This is a genomic window from Nostoc sp. (assembly GCF_036917465.1).
Taxonomy (GTDB): domain Bacteria; phylum Cyanobacteriota; class Cyanobacteriia; order Cyanobacteriales; family Nostocaceae; genus Nostoc.
In genome coordinates, this window is sequence record NZ_JBALDL010000085.1 from 131,639 (window position 1) to 156,279 (window position 24,641).

General features: G+C 43.0%; 1 protein-coding gene. It reads left to right on the plus strand.

The annotated features are described in order from the left end of the window. The first annotated feature begins 711 nt into the window (after window positions 1-711). Window positions 712-24,489, plus strand: coding sequence for a non-ribosomal peptide synthase/polyketide synthase (locus V7K38_RS20335; RefSeq protein WP_442940787.1), 23,778 nt, complete (start codon window positions 712-714; stop codon window positions 24,487-24,489). The last annotated feature ends 152 nt before the right edge of the window (window positions 24,490-24,641 follow it).

The window sequence follows — 24,641 nt, forward strand, 5'->3', positions numbered from 1 at the left end:
AAGGACGATCCAGATCCGTTGCAAGAATTCTTAGAGTTATATCATGTCCAGATAGTAAGAAGCTTACTAACTGGGTGATTCTCTAACTAGCTACAGACAATTTACAGTTAGTAACTATTATTCATTACTAGTTTAAATATTTTTACTGTCTACTTAACTATCTTAAATATCCGCTTAACTGTCTTAACTGTCCAGTTAACTGTCTTAACTGTCTTAACTGTCCAGTTAACTGTCTTAACTGTCTTAACTGTCTACTTAAGTATCTACTTAACTGTCTTAACTGCTATTGCATTTTATTGATAAAACTGAGATTATCTATATTACTGAAAATAAATACAGAAAAATCATTGAGAAAAAATCCAAAGATCAAAAGTCAGCAATTATAATAGATAAAATTGGAGATTTAGACTCGGCATAGAATTAAAAATCGCAAAATTTAAAGATCACTCAATCGAAAACTGGGTAAGGGATTAAAGCCATTTATTCATTTACAATTAGGAGAAAGAGAGCATAAATGTACATTATTTTCAAGAGCAAAATCTATCTTCGTAGAAAAGCTATTTCTTAGTCACGAAAACTTTTTTAAAACTCTAATTAAAATAGGGTATAAGGTAGTAATTTTGTCTAAAGTCTGAAATATATTGTTTGCTCTATTTGCACAGTATTTTTATAGTTACAAAGTAATCAGGGTTTTAAGGAGTTCTAATGGATATGATTGTAAAAACAAGTTACCCACTCTCTTCCGGTCAAGAAGCAATGTGGTTTATCTACCAAATTGCTCCAGAGAGCGTTGCTTATAATATATTTATTACTGTAAAAATTAATTCGTATTTAAATATTAATTCTGTTAATCGGGTATGGGAAAAAATTATTGAAAATCATCCTATCCTCAGAACGACATATACAAGTCATGAAGGTAAATCTGTACAGGAAATCAATCAACAACATAATTTTAATCTTGAGGTAACAGATGCCAGCAACTGGAGTGAAGATTACTTAAAAGAAAAAATATTTGCGATCGCTGATCGCCCTTTTAACTTAGAAAAAGATCCAGTTTTGAGGGTTAATTTATTTACTCAGTCAACAGAAGAACATATTCTCTTGCTAACAATGCACCACATAGCAGGTGATATGTGGTCTTTTGATTTACTGCTGAGTCAATTTCAAGCTCTGTATGCTGAAGAAATTGAGCAAATTAGTCTACAGCAGACAGAAACCGCCATAGATGATTTAACTAATAATAAATCTTATCTAGATTTAGTCCGTTGGCAGTCAGAAATGCTATCCAGTTCGAGGGGAGAAAAACACAGGCAATACTGGCAAGAACAGTTAGCTGGCGAATTACCAATTTTGAATTTACTCGCAGACAAACCTCGCCCAACTGTACAGACTTATCAAGGAACAGCACATATTTCAAAGCTAGATAAAGAGTTAATTCAAAAACTTCAGTATCTAGCTCAAACCTCTGGAACAACCCTTTATCAGATTCTGCTGACAGCATTTTACGTGCAACTTTACCGCTACACCAATCAAAAAGACATCCTCATAGGAAGCCCGATGAGAGGTCGGTGGAGTGGAGATTTTAAAGATATTGTCGGCTACTTTGTTAACCTGACTGTTTTACGAACTGCTATAGAAGAAAACGCCACATTTACAGAATTTCTGGCTCAAGTAAGCGACACCGTAAAAACAGCCCAAACACATCAAGATTACCCTTTTTCTCTGTTAGCAAAACAACTCCAGCCACAGCGAGATCCCAGCCGTTCTCCTTTGTGTCAAGTGAGTTTTACTTGGCAACCACAACGTTGGTGTGAACGAACAGAGAAATCATTGCACAGTGGAGAACAAGTGCTTCAAATGGAGCCATACTTGCTCGGACATCAACGGGGTGCAGACTTCGATCTGAATTTAATGGTGATGGAAGCTCAAGAAGTTTTCCAGTTATGTTGGCAATACAATACTGACTTGTTTGAGGCTACTACAATCAGTCGCATGGCAGGGCATTTTGTAACCTTGCTGGAAGGTATTGCAGCTAATCCACAGCAGCAGATTTGGCAATTACCTCTGCTAAAAGAAGTTGAGCAACAACAGTTATTGGTTGAGTGGAATGATACAGGGGTAGATTATCCCCAAGATAAATGTATACATCAGTTATTTGAGGAGCAGGTAGAGCGGACTCCAGATGCTGTAGCAGTTGTGTTTGAAAATCAACAACTAACTTACCAAGAATTGAACTATCGCGCTAACCAGTTGGCGCATCACCTGAAGTCTTTGGGCGTGGGAGCCGATGTACTGGTAGGGTTATGTGTAGAGCGATCGCTAGAAATGGTTGTGGGACTGTTAGGGATTCTTAAGGCGGGTGGGGCTTATGTACCTCTTGACCCAAACTATCCCCAACAACGTTTAACTGTCATCTTAGATGATGCGGCGCTGCCATTGTTGTTAACTCAGCAATCATTGTTAGAATCTTTGCCAGAGCATACCGCACAGGTAGTATGTTTTGATAGCGATCGCCAACTCATTGCTCAACACAGTCCAGAAAATCCACTCAGTGGAAACAAACCAGAAAACTTGGCGTATGTAATTTATACTTCAGGTTCCACAGGCAAGCCAAAAGGAGTTCAAGTTAACCACAACTGTGTAGTCAACTTTTTAGCTTCCATGAGTCTTTGTCCAGGATTAACTGACTCTGATACTTTCTGTGCCATTACTACCATATCCTTTGACATTGCGGTTTTGGAACTGTATCTCCCACTCATTGTAGGAGCAAAGCTAGTAGTAGTTTCGCGTGAAGTCGCCGGTGATGGTGCTAGGCTGTTGCTAGAGTTACAGCAGTCAGGCACAACGGTGATGCAAGCTACTCCAGTCACTTGGCAAATGCTGCTAGCTTCCGGCTTATCTACTCAACAGTTAGGAATGAAACTATTGTGTGGGGGAGAAGCCTTACCAGATCAATTAGCCCATCAATTATTAGAAACTGGTAGCGAAGTCTGGAATCTCTACGGGCCGACAGAAACTACAATCTGGTCGAGTATTTACCAACTTAGAAATGAGTCAACGCAACTAGAAGCTAGAAGTATTATCACACCCATTGGTCGTCCCATAGCTAACACTCAAATTTATATTTTAGATACACAATTGCAACTAGTTCCCCTTGGTGTGCCAGGAGAATTGCACATTGGTGGTGCGGGATTAGCACGCGGCTACCTAAACCGTCCAGAATTAACCCAAGAAAAATTCATTCCTAATCCGTTTGGGGAGGTAGGAGCGAGTAGATTATATAAAACTGGGGATTTAGCGCGTTATCGACCTGATGGTAATATCGAATACTTAGGACGCATAGACAATCAGGTAAAAATCCGTGGCTTCCGCATTGAGTTGGGAGAAATTGAAGCAGTACTGAGTCAACATAATGATGTAGAAACATCGTGTGCGATCGCGCCCGATGACATTTATGGGAACAAACGCTTAATTGCTTACATCGTGCCACATCAACACTGTACACCCTCAATCAGTGAATTGCGGCAATTTATAAAAGCAAAACTACCAGATTATATGGTTCCCAATGCTTTTGTAATGTTGGAGGAAATGCCACTAACTCCCAACGGAAAAATAGACCGCCGCGCCCTACCTGCACCAGAGTTACACAGCCAGTCATCAGATAGATATATAGTACCCCGCACTCCCGTAGAAGAAATGCTGGCTCAAATTTGGGTACAAGTGCTGAAAGTAGAACAAATCGGCATTGACGATAACTTCTTTGAACTAGGGGGACATTCGCTATTAGCAACGCAACTAGTTTCACGTATTCGCAACGTCTTCAAAGTAGAACTACAACTGCGTAATCTCTTTGCCGCCACAACAGTAGCTCAATTAGCGCGTTTGATTGGGCAGTTACAACAACAAAACTTAGAACTGTCTGCATCACCTATTTTACCAAGGGCAGAGAATGCAGAATTAGCCCTGTCTTATGCTCAACAGCGTCTGTGGTTTTTAGATCAGTTTGAACCAAACAGTGCTTTATACAATATCCCCATAGCTTTGCGTCTAGTTGGCAGTCTCAAAGTTACCGCTTTAGAACAAAGCTTAGAAGAAATAATTATTCGTCACGAAGCCTTACGCACCAACTTCATTACAATTGATGGAAAAGCTTCTCAAATCATTCAAAAACAAATAAATTGCTCACTTTCAATTGTTGATTTGAAGCATTTATCTACAAGTGAGCAACAAATAGCTTCACAGCAATTAGCACAACAACAAGCGATTCAGCCATTTGAGTTGGCAACACAAGTATTAGTAAGGGCAACATTAGTAATCCTGTCTGAGACAGAACAGCTATTGTTCGTGTGTATGCACCACATTGTTTCTGATGGCTGGTCAATGGGTGTGTTTGTCCAAGAACTGGCAGCCCTGTACAATGCTTATTCTCAAGGCAAAAACTCACCGTTAGCGCCACTGCCGATTCAGTATGCAGATTTCGCACTGTGGCAAAGACAATGGTTGCAAGGGGAAGTACTGCAAAGTCAATTGAGTTACTGGCAACAGCAATTGGCAGATGCACCAGCTTTATTATCGCTACCCACAGACCGATCCAGACCAGCTGTACAAACTTTCACGGGCGCACATCAAGAGTTTGCACTTTCACAGAAGCTCACAGGTGAATTAACACAACTAAGTCAGCAACAAGGTGTAACGTTGTTTATGACACTGTTGGCAGCTTATGATATCCTGCTTCATCGCTACACAGGTGTAGCAGATATTTTAGTCGGGACACCAATTGCTAACCGCAATAGTAGTGAAATAGAGGGGATAATTGGCTTTTTTGTCAATACTCTAATTATACGGACTGATGTCTTTAGCGATCGCAGCTTCAACGAATTACTCGTTCGCATTCGGGAAGTGTGTTTAGGAGCATACACACATCAGGACTTACCTTTTGAAATGTTGGTGGAAGCGTTACAACCACAACGTGACCTCAGCTATAATCCTTTGTTCCAAGTGATGTTTGCCCTCCAGAATGCGTCCATATCAGAAGTAGAGTTGACTGGATTAAGTGTCACTTCATTGCCAATAGAAAGCGCAACCGCAAAATTTGATCTTACCTTGTCAATGGAGAACACGGCTAATGGATTAGTAGGTGTATGGGAATACAATACTGACTTGTTTGATAGCAGCACCATTGAGCGGATGACAGGTCATTTTGTGACGCTGCTAGAAGCAATTGTATCTAATCCGATTCAGCCCATTTCTCAATTACCTCTGCTAACAGAAGTTGAACAGCAGCAGTTATTGGTTGAGTGGAACAATACTCAGGCGGATTATCCTCAAGATTTGTGTATCCATCAGTTGTTTGAGTCGCAGGTTGAGCGGATTTCAGATGCAGTTGCAGTTATCTTTGAAAATCAACAACTGACTTATGCTGAGTTAAATAGTCGCGCTAACCAGTTGGCACACTACTTACAAACTCTGGGTGTAAAACCAGATGTGCTAGTTGGTATTTGTGTAGAGCGTTCCTTAGAAATGATAGTAGGAATATTGGGGATTCTCAAAGCGGGTGGGGCATATCTGCCACTCGATCCTGAATATCCTGCTGAACGCTTGAGCTTTATGTTAGAAGATGCTCAAGTTACAGTACTGCTGACACAAGATAAACTACTTGAAAAATTGCCTGGGCATAAAGGGCAGGTTGTATGTTTAGATACTGACTGGCAATTAATTTCTCAGTCAACTCAGGATAATGCCATCGCACTTGTGCAAGCAAGTAACTTAGCTTATGTGATTTATACCTCTGGTTCTACAGGCAAACCCAAAGGGGTTACGATCTCACATGGTGCGATCGCCAGCCACTGCTGTATTATTCAACAAGCTTACGAACTTGTACAGAGCGATCGCGTACTCCAGTTTGCCTCAATTAACTTTGATGCCTCATTAGAACAGATATTTCCTACACTAATAGCTGGCGCAACCTTGGTACTTCGAGGCTCAGATGTCTGGACTCCGACAAACTTTCAAAAAATAATTTCCGATTTTGGACTCACTGTTGTTAATCTTCCGACGGCCTATTGGCAACAACTAGCTCAAGAGTCAGCCAAAACAAAAATATTAGATGATGCAAACAGCCAACTAAGACTTGTGATTGTTGGTGGAGACGTAATGTTGCCCGAATATGTCGCCCTTTGGCAACAAAGCCCAATGTCTGGTGTTCGTTTGCTCAACGCTTATGGCCCCACAGAAGCAACCATCACAGCCACCCTATTTGAAATTCCTCCCCAGTTTAGCAAAGACACGAATCAGAAAAAAGTTCCTATTGGTTGTCCTCTACCTAACAAGACTGTATATATTTTAGACGAGCATTTACAACCCGTTCCCATTGGTATAGCAGGAGAACTGCACTTTGGCGGTGTGGCATTAGCACAAGGCTACCTCAACCGTCCTGAGTTAACACAAGAGAAATTTATTCCTAATCCTTTTGACAAGTCAAAAGTCAAAAGTCAAAAGTCAAAATTATATAAAACTGGGGATTTAGCACGTTATTTACCCGATGGCAATATTGAATACTTGGGACGAATTGACAATCAAGTAAAAATCCGTGGCTTCCGTATTGAGTTGGGCGAAATCGAAGCAGTATTGAGCGAATATCCACATCTACAAACATCTTGTGTCATCGCCCGTGAAGACATTCCTGGAAACAAAAGCCTAGTCACCTACATTGTGTCCCAAAAAGAGCAGACACTTATAATTAACGACCTGCGCTGCTTCCTGAAGTCAAAGTTACCAGAGTACATGGTACCTTCTGCAATAGTCATCTTGGACGCTCTACCGCTTACCCCTGGCGGCAAAATAGATCGCCGCGCCCTACCCGCACCTGATTTACACAGTCAATTATTAGACAAATATGTAGCCCCACGTAGTCCAAATGAAGAATTATTGACACAAATTTGGGCGTACGTCCTGAAAGTAGAGCAAGTAGGCATTTATGATAACTTCTTTGAACTAGGGGGACATTCGCTGCTAGCAACGCAACTAGTTTCACGCATCCGCAACATCTTCAAAGTGGAACTACCATTGCGTGAGTTATTTGCCGCTCCAACAGTAGCAGAATTAGCGCATTTGATTGGGCAGTTACAGCAGCAAAACTCAGAACAATTTGCACCACCTATCTTACCAAGGGCAGAGAATGCAGAATTAACACTGTCTTATGCTCAACAGCGTTTATGGTTTTTAGACCAATTCGAGCCAGACAGTCCATTCTACAATATGCCCCTAGCTTTGCATTTAGCAGGAACTGTGCAAGTTGCTGCGTTAGAACAAAGCTTACAAGAAATAATTATTCGCCACGAAGCCTTACGCACTAATTTCATTACGGTTGATGGAAAGCCTACACAAATCATTCAAACCGAAAGTACTTGGATAGTATCAGTTGTTGATTTGAAGCATTTATCTATAACCGAACAAGAAATTGCCACCGAGGAATTAGCGCAACAACAAGCGATTCAACCTTTCAATCTGGCAAACCAAGCATTAGTGAGAGCGACATTAGTAGTGCAGTCCGAGACAGAACACATATTATTAATGTGTATGCATCACATTGTCTCTGATGGCTGGTCAATGGGTGTGTTTGTTCAGGAGTTAGTAGCACTGTACAATGCTTATTCTCAAGGTCAAACCTCACCATTAGCGCCACTGCCGATTCAATATGCAGATTTCGCACTGTGGCAAAGACAATGGTTGCAAGGGGAAGTACTACAAAGCCAATTGACTTATTGGCAAAAACAATTAGCTTCAGCGCCAGCCTTATTATCGCTACCCACAGACCGACCAAGACCAGTTGTGCAGACTTATAATGGGACACATCAATATTTTGCACTTTCCGAAGAACTCACTAGTAAGCTGACAAAACTGAGCCAAGAGCAAGGGGTAACTTTGTTCATGACGCTGTTGGCCGCTTATGATACCTTGATTTACCGCTACACAGGTACAGAAGACATTTTGGTGGGTTCGCCAATTGCAAACCGCGATCGCACAGAAATAGAAGGGTTAATTGGCTTTTTTGTCAACACTTTAGTCATGCGGACTGATGTCTCAGGCAATCCCAGTTTTAGCGAATTGCTGGGTCGTGTCCGTGACATGGCAATGCAGGCATACTCTCATCAGAATTTGCCTTTTGAAATGTTGGTAGAAGCATTGCAGCCAGAACGGGATCTCAGTTATACACCACTATTTCAGGTAATGTTTGTCCTTCAGAATGCGCCCATGTCTCAATTAGAATTGACTGGGTTAACTGTTAGGGAATTGCCAATAAAAGGTATAACTTCCAGGTTTGATTTAACTTTGATTATGCAGAACACTGCGAATGGAATGGTAGGGTTGTGGGAATACAATACTGACTTGTTTGATAGTAGTACCATTGAGCGAATGACGAGTCATTTTGTGACATTGCTTGAAAGTATTATTACTAACCCAGAACAGCAAATTTCCCAATTGCCTCTGCTGAAAGAAGTTGAGCAACAGCAGTTACTTGTCGAGTGGAACGCTACTCAGGTGGATTATCCACTACATAAGTGCATCCCTGAGTTGTTTGAAGAGGAAGTGGAGCGTACACCCAATGCAGTAGCAGTAGAGTTTGAAAATCAACAACTTACTTACCAGGAATTAAACAACCGCGCTAACCAGTTAGCGAATCACTTGCGGTCTTTGGGTGTGGTAGCTGATACCCTGGTAGGTCTGTGTGTTGAGCGTTCTTTAGAAATGGTCATCGGACTATTAGGGATTCTGAAAGCGGGTGCTGCTTATGTGCCACTTGATCCAGAGTATCCAACTGAGCGTTTGAGCTTTATTTTAGAAGATACTCAAGCTTCAGTATTGCTAACCCAGCAGTCAGTTCTCGACAGACTGCCCTCAAATCAAGCAAAACTTGTTTGTTTGGATACTGACGCTGGACTAATTTCTCAGTGCAGTCAGGACAATCTTATCTCTGGCGTAGAAGCGCATAACTTAGTTTATATAATTTATACTTCTGGCTCCACAGGTCAACCCAAGGGTATAGCCATGAGTCACATTGCCCTTTGCAATCATGTCTTGTGGCATGGGGAAAATCTGAAAATTGCTCGTGGAGCAAAAACTTTGCAATTTGCTTCAATTAGCTTTGATGTCTCCTTTCAAGAAATCTTCACTACTTGGTGTTCTGGTGGCACATTGTTCTTAATTGGGGAAGAATTACGCCAAGATGCCTCTGCTTTGTTAGGTTTTCTCCAAGAAAAAGCAATTGAGAGAATGTTTCTCGCTTTTGTTGGCTTACAACAACTAGCTGAAGTTGCTGTTGGTAGTGAATTGGTGAATAATCATTTGCGGGAAATCATTACTTCTGGAGAACAGTTGCAGATTACCCCCGCCATTTCTCAATGGTTTAGTAAACTAACTGATTGTACATTGCACAATCAGTATGGGCCATCAGAGAGTCATTTAGCTAGCAGTTTTATTCTGAATAATTCAGTCGAAACTTGGCCGCTACTTCCTTATATTGGTCGTCCCATTGCCAACACGCAAATCTACATCCTAGACAGATTCTTACAGCCTGTACCGATTGGTGTACCAGGAGAATTGTATATTGCTGGTGTTCTTTTAGCGCAAGGTTACTTTAACAGAAGGGAGTTAACACAAGAGAAATTTATCCTCAACCCCTTTAGCGATGAGCCGGATTCCCGTCTCTATAAAACAGGGGATTTAGGACGCTATTTACCTGACGGGAACATCGAATCTTTAGGACGCATAGATAACCAAGTTAAAATTCGGGGTTTCCGCATTGAGTTGGGCGAAATTGAAGCAGTACTGAGCCAAATAGGTGATGTGCAAGCATCTTGTGCGATCGCCCGCGAAGACATTCCTGGGAATAAATACCTAGCCGCTTACGTTGTGCCTCAAAAAGAGCAGACGCTCACAGTAAGCGTTGTGCGTGGCTTCCTAAAGTCAAAGCTACCAGAGTATATGGTTCCAAGTGCAATCGTTATCCTAGAAGCCTTACCGCTTACCCCCAACGGGAAACTAGATCGCCGCGCCCTACCTGTACCTGATTTACACAGCCAATTATTGGATAAATATGTTGCCGCACGTAACCCAATCGAAGAAATCTTGTCACTAATTTGGACACAAGTCTTAAAAGTAGAGCTTGTGGGCATACATGACAACTTCTTTGAACTTGGGGGACACTCACTACTAGCAACGCAACTGATCTCTCGTGTGCGTACCAGCTTAAAGGTAGAACTACCATTGCGAAGCTTATTTGCTGCGCCCACAGTTGCCCAATTATCAGAACATATTCAGCGATCGCAGCAACAGGATTTAGAATTAACAGCACCACCCATCTTACCAAGAGCCAAGAACGCAGAATTACCACTGTCGTTTGCCCAAACACGGCTATGGTTTTTAGAACAGTTAAACCCGAATAGCGCTTTCTACAACTTACTTATAGCTTTGCGTCTAGTCGGAACTCTTAATGTTGCTATCTTAGAACAAAGCTTAATTGAAATTCTTCATCGTCACGAAGCATTACGCACCAACTTTGCGATCGCTGATGGAGAACCTTCTCAAGTTATTCAAACACAAACAAATTGGACAGTATCAGTAGTTGATTTACAACATCTGCCAACAAGTGAGCAAAAAATAGCTTCACAGCAATTAGCTCAACAACAAGCGATTCAGCCCTTTGAGTTGGCAACGCAACCATTAGTGAGAGCAACATTAGTAGTGCTATCCGAGACAGAACACTTGTTGTTAGTCTGTATGCACCACATTGTTAGTGATGGCTGGTCAATGGGTGTGTTTGTCCAAGAACTAGCAGCCCTATACAATGCTTATTTTCAAGGTCAGCCCACACCTTTAGAACCACTGCCAATTCAGTATGCAGATTTCGCACTTTGGCAGAGACAGTGGTTCCAAGGAGATGTACTGCAAAGCCAATTGAGTTATTGGCAAAAGCAACTAAAAGATTCACCAGCCTTATTATCGCTTCCCACTGACCGACCCAGACCGGCTGTGCAGACTTTTGCCGGGGCATACCAACATTTTGCAATTTCTCAGGAACTAACTACTAAGCTGACAAAACTTAGTCAGCAAGAAGGTTGTACCCTCTTTATGACGCTGTTGGCAGCTTATGATACATTACTTCACCGCTACACAGGTGTGGCAGATATTCTGATTGGATCTCCTATTGCTAACCGAAATCGCGGTGAAATTGAAGGGTTGATTGGCTTTTTTGTCAATACCTTGGTGATGCGAACTGATTTATCAGGTAATCCTAGCTTTAGCGAATTACTCACTCGTGTTCGGGAAATGGCTCTAGGAGCTTATGCTCATCAAGACTTGCCCTTTGAAATGCTGGTGGAAGCATTGCAGCCAGAACGGAACTTAAGCCATACACCACTGTTTCAGGTAATGTTTGTTCTCCAGAATGTACCCATGTCTCAAGTAGAGTTGACTGGGTTAACTGTCAATCCATTGCTAGTAGAAAGTGCAACTTCTAAGTTTGATTTGACTTTAGCAATGGAAAACACTGCGGCTGGACTGGCGGGAGTGTTGGAGTACAATACCGCCTTATTTGATCGCAGCACGATCGCACGGATGGCAGATCATTTTGTCACACTGCTAGAAGCAATTGTGGCAAATCCCCAAGAGCGAATTTCCCAATTGCCAATGCTCACAGCAGTTGAGCAGCAACAGTTATTAGTTGAGTGGAATAATACTCAGGTAGACTATCCACAAGATAAATGTATTCATCAGTTGTTTGAGGAGCAGGTTGAGCTTACACCTGATGCAGTAGCAGTTGTATTTGAAAATGAACAACTGACTTATGCTGAATTGAATAGCCGCGCTAACCAGTTGGCGCATTATTTGCGCTCATTGGGTGTGAAAGCCGATGTGCTAGTGGGCATTTGCGTTGAGCGTTCTTTAGAAATGGTTGTGGGACTGTTGGGAATTCTCAAAGCAGGTGGTGCATATCTGCCACTTGATCCAGAATATCCAACTGAACGTTTGCACTTTATTCTCCGTGATGCTCAAGTTTCAGTTTTGCTGACTCAGCAGCAACTCGTTGATAAACTACCCCCAAATCAAGAGTCGATCGTATGCTTAGATACTGATGCTCAAGTAATTTCTCTCTCCAGCCAAGAGAATCTAATTACTGCTAGCAAAGCTAGTAACTTAGCTTATGTGATTTATACTTCTGGTTCAACAGGGCAACCGAAGGGAGTATTAGTTACCCATTATGCACTGCTAAATCTCGTATTTTGGCACAACAAAGCTTTTGAAATCACGGCTTTAGACAAAGCCACTCAGGTAGCTTCTACAGCATTTGATGCTGCTGTCTGGGAATTGTGGCCTTATCTAACCGCAGGAGCAAGTATTTATTTACTCAAACCTGGAATCATTGCATCACCAGTTGATTTGCAAGATTGGTTGCGATCGCAAAATATTACCATCAGTTTTCTGCCAACACCAGTGGCAGAGCAATTATTATCTCTGGAATGGACAGAAAATTCCGCCTTGCGAACTCTACTGACTGGGGGAGATAAACTTCATCGATATCCATCAAGTTTATTGCCTTTCCAGGTCGTGAATAATTATGGCCCAACTGAGAATACTGTTGTGACAACTTCAGGGATAGTAGTTTCTGATGGAGTCTCTGATAATATCTCACCATCTATCGGTCGTCCAATTGCTAATACGCAAATCTACATTTTAGATGAGTATTTACAACCAGTACCCGTTGGTGTGCCAGGAGAATTGCATATTGGTGGTGCTTCCTTGGCGCAAGGTTATCTCAACCGCCCAGAGTTAACACAAGAGAAATTCATCTCCAATCCTTTTAGCGATGAACCGCATTCTCGACTTTATAAAACTGGGGATTTATCACGCTATTTATTGAATGGCAGCATTGAATACTTGGGACGCATCGACAATCAGGTAAAAATCCGTGGCTTCCGTATTGAGTTGGGAGAAATTGAAGCTGCACTAAACCAAAATATTCATGTGCAAACATCTTGTGTTATTGCTCGTGAAGATATCCCAGGTGATACTTCGACTCCGCTCAGTACAAGTAAGCGCTTAGTTGCCTACGTAGCTTTGCATCAGCACTCTACCCTTGCAATTAGCGAACTACGCCACTACCTGAAAGCAAAACTCCCTCATTACATGATGCCCCAGGCTTTTGTGGTGTTGGAGGAAATGCCACTAACTCCCAATGGTAAAGTAGACCGCCGTGCCTTACCCGCACCGGATTTAGATCATGAACTCAAAGACAAATATGTTGCTCCACGCACACCCAGCGAAGACATGCTGGCACAAATTTGGGCAACAGTGCTAAAAGTCGAGCAAGTGGGTATTTATGATAACTTCTTTGAACTTGGAGGACACTCACTACTAGCAACGCAACTGGTATCACGTATCCGCTCTAACTTTCAAGTAGAACTGCCATTGCGTGAGTTGTTTGCTACAGCGACAGTTGCCGAATTAGCTCAATCGATTCAGGAGTTACAGCAACAAAAATTACAACTTACTGCGCCACCCATCTTACCAAGACTACGGGATGCAGAATTACCACTATCTTATTCCCAAACACGGCTGTGGTTTTTAGATCAATTCGATCCTAACAGTGCGTTCTACAATATACCCATAGCTTTGCGTTTAGTTGGCAGTCTCAATAAAACCGCCTTAGAACAAAGCTTAGAAGAAATTATTCATCGTCACGAAGCCTTACGCACCAATTTCATCACAATTGATGGAAAACCCTCTCAAATCATTCAAACAGAAACAAATTGGACAGTATCAGTTGTTGATTGGAAACATTTATCTGCAACTGAACAAGAAATTGCCACACAGCAATTAGCTCAACAACAAGCGATTCAGCCCTTTGAGTTGGCAACACAGGCATTAGTGAGAGCAACATTAGTAATACTGTCCGAGACAGAACACATATTATTAATGTGTATGCATCATATTGTCAGTGATGGCTGGTCAATGGGTGTTTTTGTCCAAGAACTAGCGGCGCTCTATAGTGCTTACTCTCAAGGTCAAACCTCTCCTTTAGCACCACTGCCGATTCAATACGCAGATTTCGCACTGTGGCAAAGACAATGGTTGCAAGGAGATATCCTACAAAAGCAATTGAGTTACTGGGAAAAACAATTAGCAGATGCACCAGCTTTATTATCGCTTCCCACCGACCGCCCCAGACCTGCTGTGCAAACCTTTGCTGGTGCAAATCAACAGTTTGAACTGTCTATTGAACTAACTAGTAAGCTGACAAAACTGAGCCAGGAACAAGGGGTAACTTTGTTCATGACGCTGTTGGCAGCCTTTGATACCTTACTTTACCGCTACACAGAACAATCAGATATTTTGGTGGGTACACCGATCGCTAACCGAAATCGTGGTGAAATTGAAGGGTTAATTGGCTTTTTTGTCAATACTTTAGTTTTGCGGACTGATTTATCAGGCAATCCCAGTTTTAGCGAATTACTCACTCGTGTTCGGCAAATGGCAATGGAGGCATACTCCCATCAAGATTTGCCTTTTGAAATGTTGGTGGAAACATTGCAGCCAGAACGCGATCTCAGCCATGCGCCACTGTTTCAGGTAGATTTTCTTCTCCAAAACGATCCTTTATCGGAAGTAGAACTGACTGGGTTAAATGTCACTTCCTTGCCAATAGAAAGCGCAACGGCAAAATTTGATTTGACCTTAGCAATGGCGATCGCTCCTACTGGAATGGTGGGTGTGTGGGAGTACAATACAGACTTGTTTGATGCCAGCACGATCGCACGCATGGCGGGTCATTTTGTCACACTGCTAGAAGCAATTGTGGAAAATCCACAGCAGCAAATTTCCCAATTGCCAATGCTGACAGATGTTGAGCAACGGCAGTTATTTGTCGGATGGAATGATACTCAGGCGGATTATCCCGAAGATTTGTGTATTCATCAGTTGTTTGAGTCACAGGTTGAACATACCCCAAATGCGATTGCAGTTGTCTTTGAAAATCAACAGTTAACTTATGGTGAGTTGAACACCCAAGCAAATCAATTAGCACATTATCTACAAACTGTTGGTGTGGGGCCAGAAGTTCTAGTTGGGATTTATTTAGAGCGATCGCTATCCGTTATCGTCGGATTGTTAGCCGTCCTCAAAGCCGGTGGCGGTTATGTCCCCCTAGATCCTGATTATCCTCAGCAACGATTAGCTGACATATCCCAAGATTCACAATTCTCTGTGCTGATTACAGAACAGAAATTGCTCAATTCCTTGCCAGTCCAAGACGTAAAAATCATCGTCTTAGATACAGAATCTGGGATGTTGACGAATCAAAGTCAAGAAAATCCGGTGAGTGAAGTAGAGCCAGAAAACTTGGCTTGTATATTGTATACTTCTGGGTCTACCGGCAAACCCAAAGGCGTGATGCTTGCTCATGAGGCTTTAGTTAACCATAGCAGTGCAATTAGTGAAGTATTTGGTTTAACTAGCTGCGATCGCGTTTTGCAGTTTGCTTCCTTCAGCTTTGACGTTGCAGCCGAAGAAATTTTTCCCACTTGGTTGAAAGGTGCAACTGTGGTCTTAAGACCGATGCAAATGTTCTCAGACTTTGCCAGTCTTGCCCAATTTATTGAACAACAAAAGCTGAGTGTCTTAAATATCACGCCAGCCTATTGGCATGAATGGGCGGTTGCAGTATCTAAATCTGATGCGACAGTACCCCAAAGTCTGCGGTTAGTGGCTGTGGGTGGGGATGCCGTTCTACCAGAAACAGTGACATTATGGCAGCAATTAGTGGGCGATCGCGTCAATTGTCTAAATGTCTACGGCCCCACCGAAGCATCGGTGACAGCCATAGTCCACGATTTGCTGCATCCCAAATCAGAAAAAACCAATTCTGTGCTAATTGGTCGTCCCATTGCTAATACGCAAGCCTACATCCTCGATCGCCATCTCCAACCAGTACCAATTGGAGTCAGAGGCGAACTGCACATTGGTGGTGTGCGTTTAGCACGAGGTTATCTCAACCTCAAAGAATTGACAGACGAAAAATTTATTCCTAATCCATTTGAGCAGTCAGGAGGCAGAAGCCAGGAGGAAAAAGATAGCTCTTTCTTTTCTCCTTCTCCAATCGCCAGTCCCCAGTCCCTAGTCCCCAGCCCCCGGCTTTATAAAACTGGGGATTTGGCACGCTATTTACCCGATGGTAATATTGAATGCTTTGGACGCATCGACAATCAGGTAAAAATCCGGGGATTCCGCATTGAGTTGGGAGAAATTGAAGCTGTCCTCAACCAACATTCCCATGTGCAGACATCTTGTGTGATTATCCGCGAAGATGCGATCGGGGATAAGCGTTTAGTCGCCTACGTAGTACCCTATCATGAGCAGATTCCCCCGATTAGCGAACTGCGTCAGTTCCTCTCGAATCGTCTGCCTCTTTACATGGTTCCAAACACTTTTGTGGTGCTGGAGTCCCTACCGTTAACACCAAACCGTAAAGTAGACCGCCGCGCCCTACCAGCACCGGATTTATACAGCGAATTCAAAGACAAATATGTAGCTCCACGCACTCCAAATGAAGAAATGCTGGCGCAAATTTGGGCGCAAGTCTTGAAAGTAGAGCAAGTGGGCATTCATGATAACTTCTTTGAAATTGGCGGACACTCACTACTAGCAACGCAACTAGTTTCACGTATCCGCAACATTTTCAAAATAGAACTACCTTTGCGGAGCCTGTTTGCAGCCGCAACAGTTGCCCAATTAGCTCATCTTATTGGGGAGTTGCAGCAACAAAACTTAGAAATAATCGTCCCGCCCATCTTACCAAGAGCAGAGAATGCAGAATTATCACTGTCTTATGCTCAACAGCGTTTATGGTTTTTAGACCAGTTACAACCTAATAGTGCTTTATACAACATCCCCATAGCTTTGCGTCTAGCAGGAACTCTTAATGTTGCTGCCTTAGAGGAAAGCTTGCGAGAAATTATTTATCGCCACGAAGCGTTACGCACCAACTTCGTTACAGTTGATGGAAAAGCTTCTCAAGTCATTCAAATACAAACGAATTGGACAATATCAGTAGTTGAATTGCAACATCTGCCAACCAGCGAGAAAGAAAGAGCTTCACAGCAATTAGTGCAACAACAAACCATTCAACCCTTTGACCTCAAAAGTGCATCTCTACTCAGAGCGACATTAGTAGTTCTTAATGAGACAGAACACTTATTGTTAGTTTGTATGCATCACATTGTTAGTGATGAGTGGTCAATGGGTGTGTTTGTCCAAGAACTAGCAGCCCTGTACAATGCCTATTCTCAAGGTCAAACGTCACCATTAGCGCCACTGCCGATTCAGTACGCAGATTTTGCAATTTGGCAGAGACAGTGGTTGCAAGGAGATGTGCTGCAAAGTCAATTGAGTTATTGGCAACAACAACTAAAAGACGCACCAGCTTTATTGTCGCTTCCCACTGACCGAACTAGACCTGCTGTGCAAACCTTCGCTGGCGCATATCAAGAGTTTGCGCTTTCTGAGGAACTAACTAGTAAACTGACACAACTTAGTCAGCAACAAGGTTGTACCCTCTTTATGACACTGTTGGCAGCGTTTGATACTTTACTTTACCGCTACACAGGTGTAGCAGATATTTTGGTGGGGACACCAATTGCTAACCGAAATTGCAGTGAAGTAGAAGGGTTAATTGGCTTTTTTGTCAATACCTTAGTAATGCGGACTGATTTATCGGAAAATCCTAGCTTTAGCGAATTACTTACTCGTGTTCGGGAAATGGCATTATCCGCTTATGCTCATCAAGACTTGCCCTTTGAAATGCTGGTAGAAGTATTGCAGCCACAACGTAACTTAAGCCATACACCGCTATTTCAGGTGGCGTTTTTGTTTCAGAATGCGCCTGTGTCTCAAGTAGAACTGACTGGGCTAACTATAAGTGATTTGCCAACAGAAAACGTCTCTGCCAAGTTTGATTTGACTTTAGCGATCGCTAACACTGCAACTGGATTAGCGGGAATTTTGGAGTACAATATCGATTTGTTCGATCGCAGCACGATCGCACGGATGGCAGATCATTTTGTCACACTGCTAGAAGCAATTGTGGCAAATCCCCAAGAACGAATTTCTCAATTGCCAATGCTCACAACAGTTGAGCAGCAACAGTTATTAGTTGAGTGGAATAATACTCAGGTAGACTATCCACAAGATAAATGTATTCATCAGTTGTTTGAGGAGCAGGTTGAGCTTACACCTGATGCAGTAGCAGTTGTATTTGAAAATGAACAACTGACTTATGCTGAATTGAATAGCCGCGCTAACCAGTTGGCGCATTATTTGCGCTCATTGGGTGTGAAAGCCGATGTGCTAGTGGGCATTTGCGTTGAGCGTTCTTTAGAAATGGTTGTGGGACTGTTGGGAATTCTCAAAGCAGGTGGTGCATATCTGCCACTTGATCCAGAATATCCAACTGAACGTTTGCACTTTATTCTCCGTGATGCTCAAGTTTCAGTTTTGCTGACTCAGCAGCAACTCGTTGATAAACTACCCCCAAATCAAGAGTCGATCGTATGCTTAGATACTGATGCTCAAGTAATTTCTCTCTCCAGCCAAGAGAATCTAATTACTGCTAGCAAAGCTAGTAACTTAGCTTATGTGATTTATACTTCTGGTTCAACAGGGCAACCGAAGGGAGTATTAGTTACCCATTATGCACTGCTAAATCTCGTATTTTGGCACAACAAAGCTTTTGAAATCACGGCTTTAGACAAAGCCACTCAGGTAGCTTCTACAGCATTTGATGCTGCTGTCTGGGAATTGTGGCCTTATCTAACCGCAGGAGCAAGTATTTATTTACTCAAACCTGGAATCATTGCATCACCAGTTGATTTGCAAGATTGGTTGCGATCGCAAAATATTACCATCAGTTTTCTGCCAACACCAGTGGCAGAGCAATTATTATCTCTGGAATGGACAGAAAATTCCGCCTTGCGAACTCTACTGACTGGGGGAGATAAACTTCATCGATATCCATCAAGTTTATTGCCTTTCCAGGTCGTGAATAATTATGGCCCAACTGAGAATACTGTTGTGACAACTTCAGGGATAGTAGTTTCTGATGGAGTCTCTGATAATATCTCACCATCTATCGGTCGTCCAATTGCTAATACGCAAATCTACATTTTAGATGAGTATTTACAACCAGTACCCGTTGGTGTGCCAGGAGAATTGCATATTGGTGGTGCTTCCTTGGCGCAAGGTTATCTCAACCGCCCAGAGTTAACACAAGAGAAATTCATCTCCAATCCTTTTAGCGATGAACCGCATTCTCGACTTTATAAAACTGGGGATTTATCACGCTATTTATTGAATGGCAGCATTGAATACTTGGGACGCATCGACAATCAGGTAAAAATTCGTGGCTTCCGTATTGAGTTGGGAGAAATTGAAGCAGTACTATCTCAGCTACCTGAAGTACAGGAAGTAGTCGTAGTTGCACAGGAAGACCAACTGAATAACAAACGCCTAGTAGCTTATGTTGTACCGCAACAGAAAAATGGCAATCAAAAAAATCATCACCCCGATAACTTAGCTCAATCTTTAAGAGCTAATCTCAAGAAACTCCTGCCCAGTTACATGATCCCCTCCAGCTTTGTGCTGCTAGAAAACCTACCTTTAACACCAAACGGTAAAATAGACCATCGGGCGCTGCCAACGCATGAGCTAAATGAAGCTTATTATGTCATGCCAAATACAGAAGCAGAAAAAATCATTGCTGCTATTTGGCAAAAAGCTTTACAAGTAGAAAAGGTAGGTCTTTACGATAATTTCTTTGAAATTGGGGGACATTCCCTGATAGCTACTCAGGTAATTTCTCGCTTGCAAGAAGCTTTTGGAACTTCGTTGCCATTACGCCATATCTTTGAGTCACCGACAGTTTCCCAATTAAGTGAGGCGATTTTAGCTCAACTTGAAACTGGTTCTGGTTTGGCAGTACCTGCGATGGCTACGCCCAGAGCAGGCATCGCACCTGTTTCCAGAGACGCAGACATACCGCTATCTTGGGCGCAAGAGCGTTTGTGGTTTGTAAACCAATTAGAAGGCGAAAGCGGTGCTTACACAATAGATTTCACCTTGCGTTTGTTAGGAAATCTCAACGTCAAAGCTTTAGAACAAGCCTTTGCAAAGATAGTGCAGCGCCATGAAGTTCTACGGACTCATTTTGAAATTAGGAATAATCAGCCAGTACAGGTAATAGATCCCAATATGACCATCACGTTACCAGTGGTCGATCTACAGAATTTGCCTGACCCCTGGAAACAAGTAGAGCAACTGGCAACAGCAGAAGCCTGCAAACCATTCGATTTAGCTAATGGCCCTGTGCTGCGAGTCAAGCTTTGGCAAGTCGCTGAAGACGAGTATGTATTGCTATTCGCAATCCACCATATTGCTGCTGATGGTTGGTCAATGGGCGTTTTGATCGGTGAACTGTCAGCCTATTATCGAAGTTTTTCAACGGGTAGTTCTGTTGAGTTACCAGAGTTACCCATCCAGTATGCCGACTTCGCTGTGTGGCAGCGTCAGTGGTTCACAAATCAGGTACTAGAGCGTCAGTTAAGCTACTGGAAGCAACATTTAACGGGAGCGCCACCTCTATTAGAATTACCCACAGACCGCCCCCGCCCAGCCATACAGACTTTCCGAGGCGGCACAGAGCAACTTAAACTAGATGCCTTGCTGACGCAGCAGTTGAAAAAGCTGTCTCAAGAGTCTGGAAGCACGCTGTTTATGACACTGCTGGCGGGTTTTGTGGTGTTACTGTCTCGCTACAGTGGACAAACAGATTTGGTAGTCGGCTCACCGATCGCAAATCGCAACCGTATAGAGATAGAAGAGTTAATTGGGTTTTTTGTCAATAGTCTGGCACTAAGATTCGATTTATCCCAAGAACCGACCTTTGAAGCATTACTGGCACAGGTGCGAAAAGTTACCCAAAATGCCTACGATCATCAAGATTTACCCTTTGAGATGTTAGTCGAAGAGTTGCAACTTGAGCGGAACTTGGATCGCAATCCGTTAACGCAGGTGGTGTTTGCCCTCCAAAATGCTCCTAGCGCCCCTTGGGATCTGCCTGATTTGAAAGTTGAAGGGATGCCTTCAGGACTTGACTCAGTTCGCCTTGACCTAGAAGTTTACTTGTGGGATGCACCAGAAGGTCTTAGTGGATTTTGCTCTTACAACCGGGATTTATTTGATGCGGCAACGATCGCCCGCATGATGCAACATTTTGTAACTTTACTTACGGCAATTGTCGCTAACCCACAGCAGCCAGTGGCATTAATGCCCTTGCTCACCCAGCAAGAACGACATCAATTGTTGGTGGAGTGGAATGATACTCAAGCAGATTATCCTCAAGATTTGTGTATTCATCAGTTATTTGAGTCACAGGTAGAGCGGACTCCAGATGCAGTTGCAGTTGTCTTTGAAAATGAACAACTCACCTACCACGAATTGAATTGTCGCGCTAACCAGTTGGCGCATTACTTACGGTCTTTAGGAGTGGGAGCCGATGTATTAGTAGGGTTGTGTGTGGAGCGATCGCTATTAATGGCGATCGGGCTTTTGGCAATTCTCAAAGCGGGTGGTGCTTACGTACCCCTTGACCCGGAATATCCTCAAGACCGTCTCAGCTTTATGCTAGAAGACGCTCAAGTTTGGGTACTGCTAACCCAACAGCACCTTTTTGAGAAACTACCCCCAAATCAAGCCAACACAGTCTTTTTAGATGAAATCTGGTCAGAAATTGCTCAAAATAGCCAAGATAACTTTTCTAATGGGGTGACGGCTTCTCATCTAGCGAATGTGATTTACACGAGTGGTTCCACAGGTAAACCGAAAGGGGTGATGGTTGAACATAGCGGATTATGCAACCTAGCTCAAGCTCAAATTAAGGCTTTTGGCGTGGATTGTGATAGTCGCGTTCTCCAGTTTGCCTCCTTCAGCTTTGATGCTTGCATCTCGGAAATATTGATGACTTGGGCATCAGGGTCAACTCTTTATCTAGGAACAAAAGACTCTCTCATGCCGGGTGCGCCGTTAATTGAGCGATTACGCGATTATGGTATTACCCATGTCATCCTACCACCATCAGCCCTGGCAGTGCTGCCAGAAGAAGAACTCCCAGCCCTGCAAACAATAATTGTCGCCGGCGAAGCTTGTTCTGCTGAACTAATTAGACAATGGTCTGTTGATAGAAGCTTCTTAAATGCTTACGGGCCAACAGAAGCTAGCGTCTGCGCCACAGTTGCAAAATGCACGCCTTTTGATGAGAAAGTGACCATTGGCCGTCCAATTGCCAACAAACAAATCTACATTTTAGACTCGCACTTACAACCAGTACCCATTGGTGTACCAGGAGAACTGCACATTGGTGGTGTCGGGTTAGCAAGAGGCTATCTCAACCGTTTGGAATTGACACAAGAGAAATTTATCCCCAATCCTTTTGAGGAAGTAGGAAGGAGTAGATTATACAAAACAGGGGATTTAGCCCGTTACTTACCAGATGGCAACATAGAATACCTGGGACGCATCGACAACCAAGTAAAGGTGCGCGGCTTCCGTATAGAACTGGGCGAAATTGAAGCAGTTTTGAGCCAACATCCCTTCATACAAGAAGGTGTCGTAGTCGCCATTGATAATACTGGTGATAAACAGTTAACAGCTTACTTAGTACCTGCACTCAAAAATAAAGTATTACCCCAGCAGGTTGCTCAATGGCAGAGTGAGTACGTGAGCGACTGGCAAACGCTCTATGAACAAGCTTATGGGCAACCTCAAGCATCCATCGATGACCCCACGTTTAATATTTCTGGTTGGAATAGTAGTTACACCAAAGAAGCAATCCCAGCCCTAGAAATGCAGGAGTGGGTTGAGAGTACAGTAGACCGAATTTTGTCTCTGTCACCGCAGCAAGTATTAGAAATTGGTTGTGGAACAGGGTTGCTGCTATCTCGCGTTGCCAAGCACTGTAAATATTATTGGGGATGTGATTATTCCAGCGCTGCCATCCAACATGTTGAGCAGGTATGTAAAACAGTTGAAGGTCTAGAAAATGTGCGATTGCTGCACCAAATGGCGGATGACTTTACTCTTATCCCCAAAGGAGAGTTTGATACTGTAGTCATCAACTCAGTGGTGCAATACTTCCCCAGTGTGGAGTATTTGTTGCAAGTTATCGAAGGTGCGATCGCTGCGATCGGCAAAAGCGGTACTCTATTTGTAGGGGATGTCCGCAGCAAGCCTTTGCTCGAACCATACCATGCAGCCGTGCAGTTATCCCAAGCTACTGAAGAAAGAACTGTTGAGCAATGGCAGCAACAGGTACACTCTAGTGTAGCCGCCGAAGAAGAATTGGTGATTGATCCTAGTTTCTTCATCGCCCTGCAAACACAGTTTCCGCAAATTACTTGGGTGGAGATTCAGCCCAAACGCGGCAACAGCCAAAATGAGTTAACTCAATTCCGCTATGATGTCACCCTGCATCTGGGTACTGATGTCCAAACAAAGGTAGTTCCTTGGTTAAATTGGCAACTAGACAAGCTCTCCTTGGCACAAATTCAAAATCAACTGCACAAAGAACAACCAGAACTTTTAGGGATTAGGGGCGTTCCCAATCAACGGGTGCAGCAAGCACTACAGATTTGCCAATGGTTGGAAAATTCTCCTGGTGTGGAAACAGTGGGGCAATTGCGGCTACTGCTAGCAAAACAGCCAGCAGCTGGGATCAACCCAGAGGAGTTTTACCAGTTAGGGCAGCATTTGGGTTACACAGTCCACATGAGTTGGTGGGAAAGTAGCCAAGATGGTGCATTCGATGTGGTATTTTGCCGCAATCAAGAACAAAAAGCAATCGCCTTTTGGGATAATTCAAAAGTCACTACCAAACCCTGGACTGACTACACTAACAATCCCCTATACGGCAAGTTAGTCCAGAAGCTAGTTCCACAAGTGCGGGAATTTATCCAACAAAAGCTACCCAATTACATGGTTCCGCAAGCTTTTGTCCTCCTCAATGCCCTACCTTTAACACCTAATGGTAAGGTGGATCGTCGCGCCCTACCAGCACCGGATACAGCCACGAGAAATCTTGCCACTGGCTTTGTTTCACCTCGCACACCAATTGAAGCTCAACTTATTCAAATCTGGAGTGAAGTCTTGGGAACCGAGCGCATCGGCATCAATGACAACTTCTTTGAACTTGGCGGACATTCTCTGCTAGCAACCCAAGTAATATCTCGTTTACGTAATATTTTCTCGGTGGAATTATCCTTACAAAATTTCCTTGAGTACCCAACGGTAGCTAACTTAGCCCAAATCATTGAAGTAGTTTCTACAGCACAAGATGGTCAACTATCCATTAAAAAAACACAAGAAGATTACGAAGAAGGAGAATTATGAAAAGCTCTTTACCAAATAGATTTCTTACTATTGTAGTCTTAGTGAGTTTGATGAAACAACAAAGTGAATTTGTAGATTCCTGTTCCCTATTAAAAACCTAAACGAGTATTTTCAAAGCTCTTACACGATGGATAAATATTGGTGAAATAAAA

Excerpts from the sequence above, each read along its gene's own strand:
- V7K38_RS20335 (WP_442940787.1), top strand. The coding sequence starts at position 712 with ATGATTGTAAAAACAAGTTACCCACTCTCTTCCGGTCAAGAAGCAATG.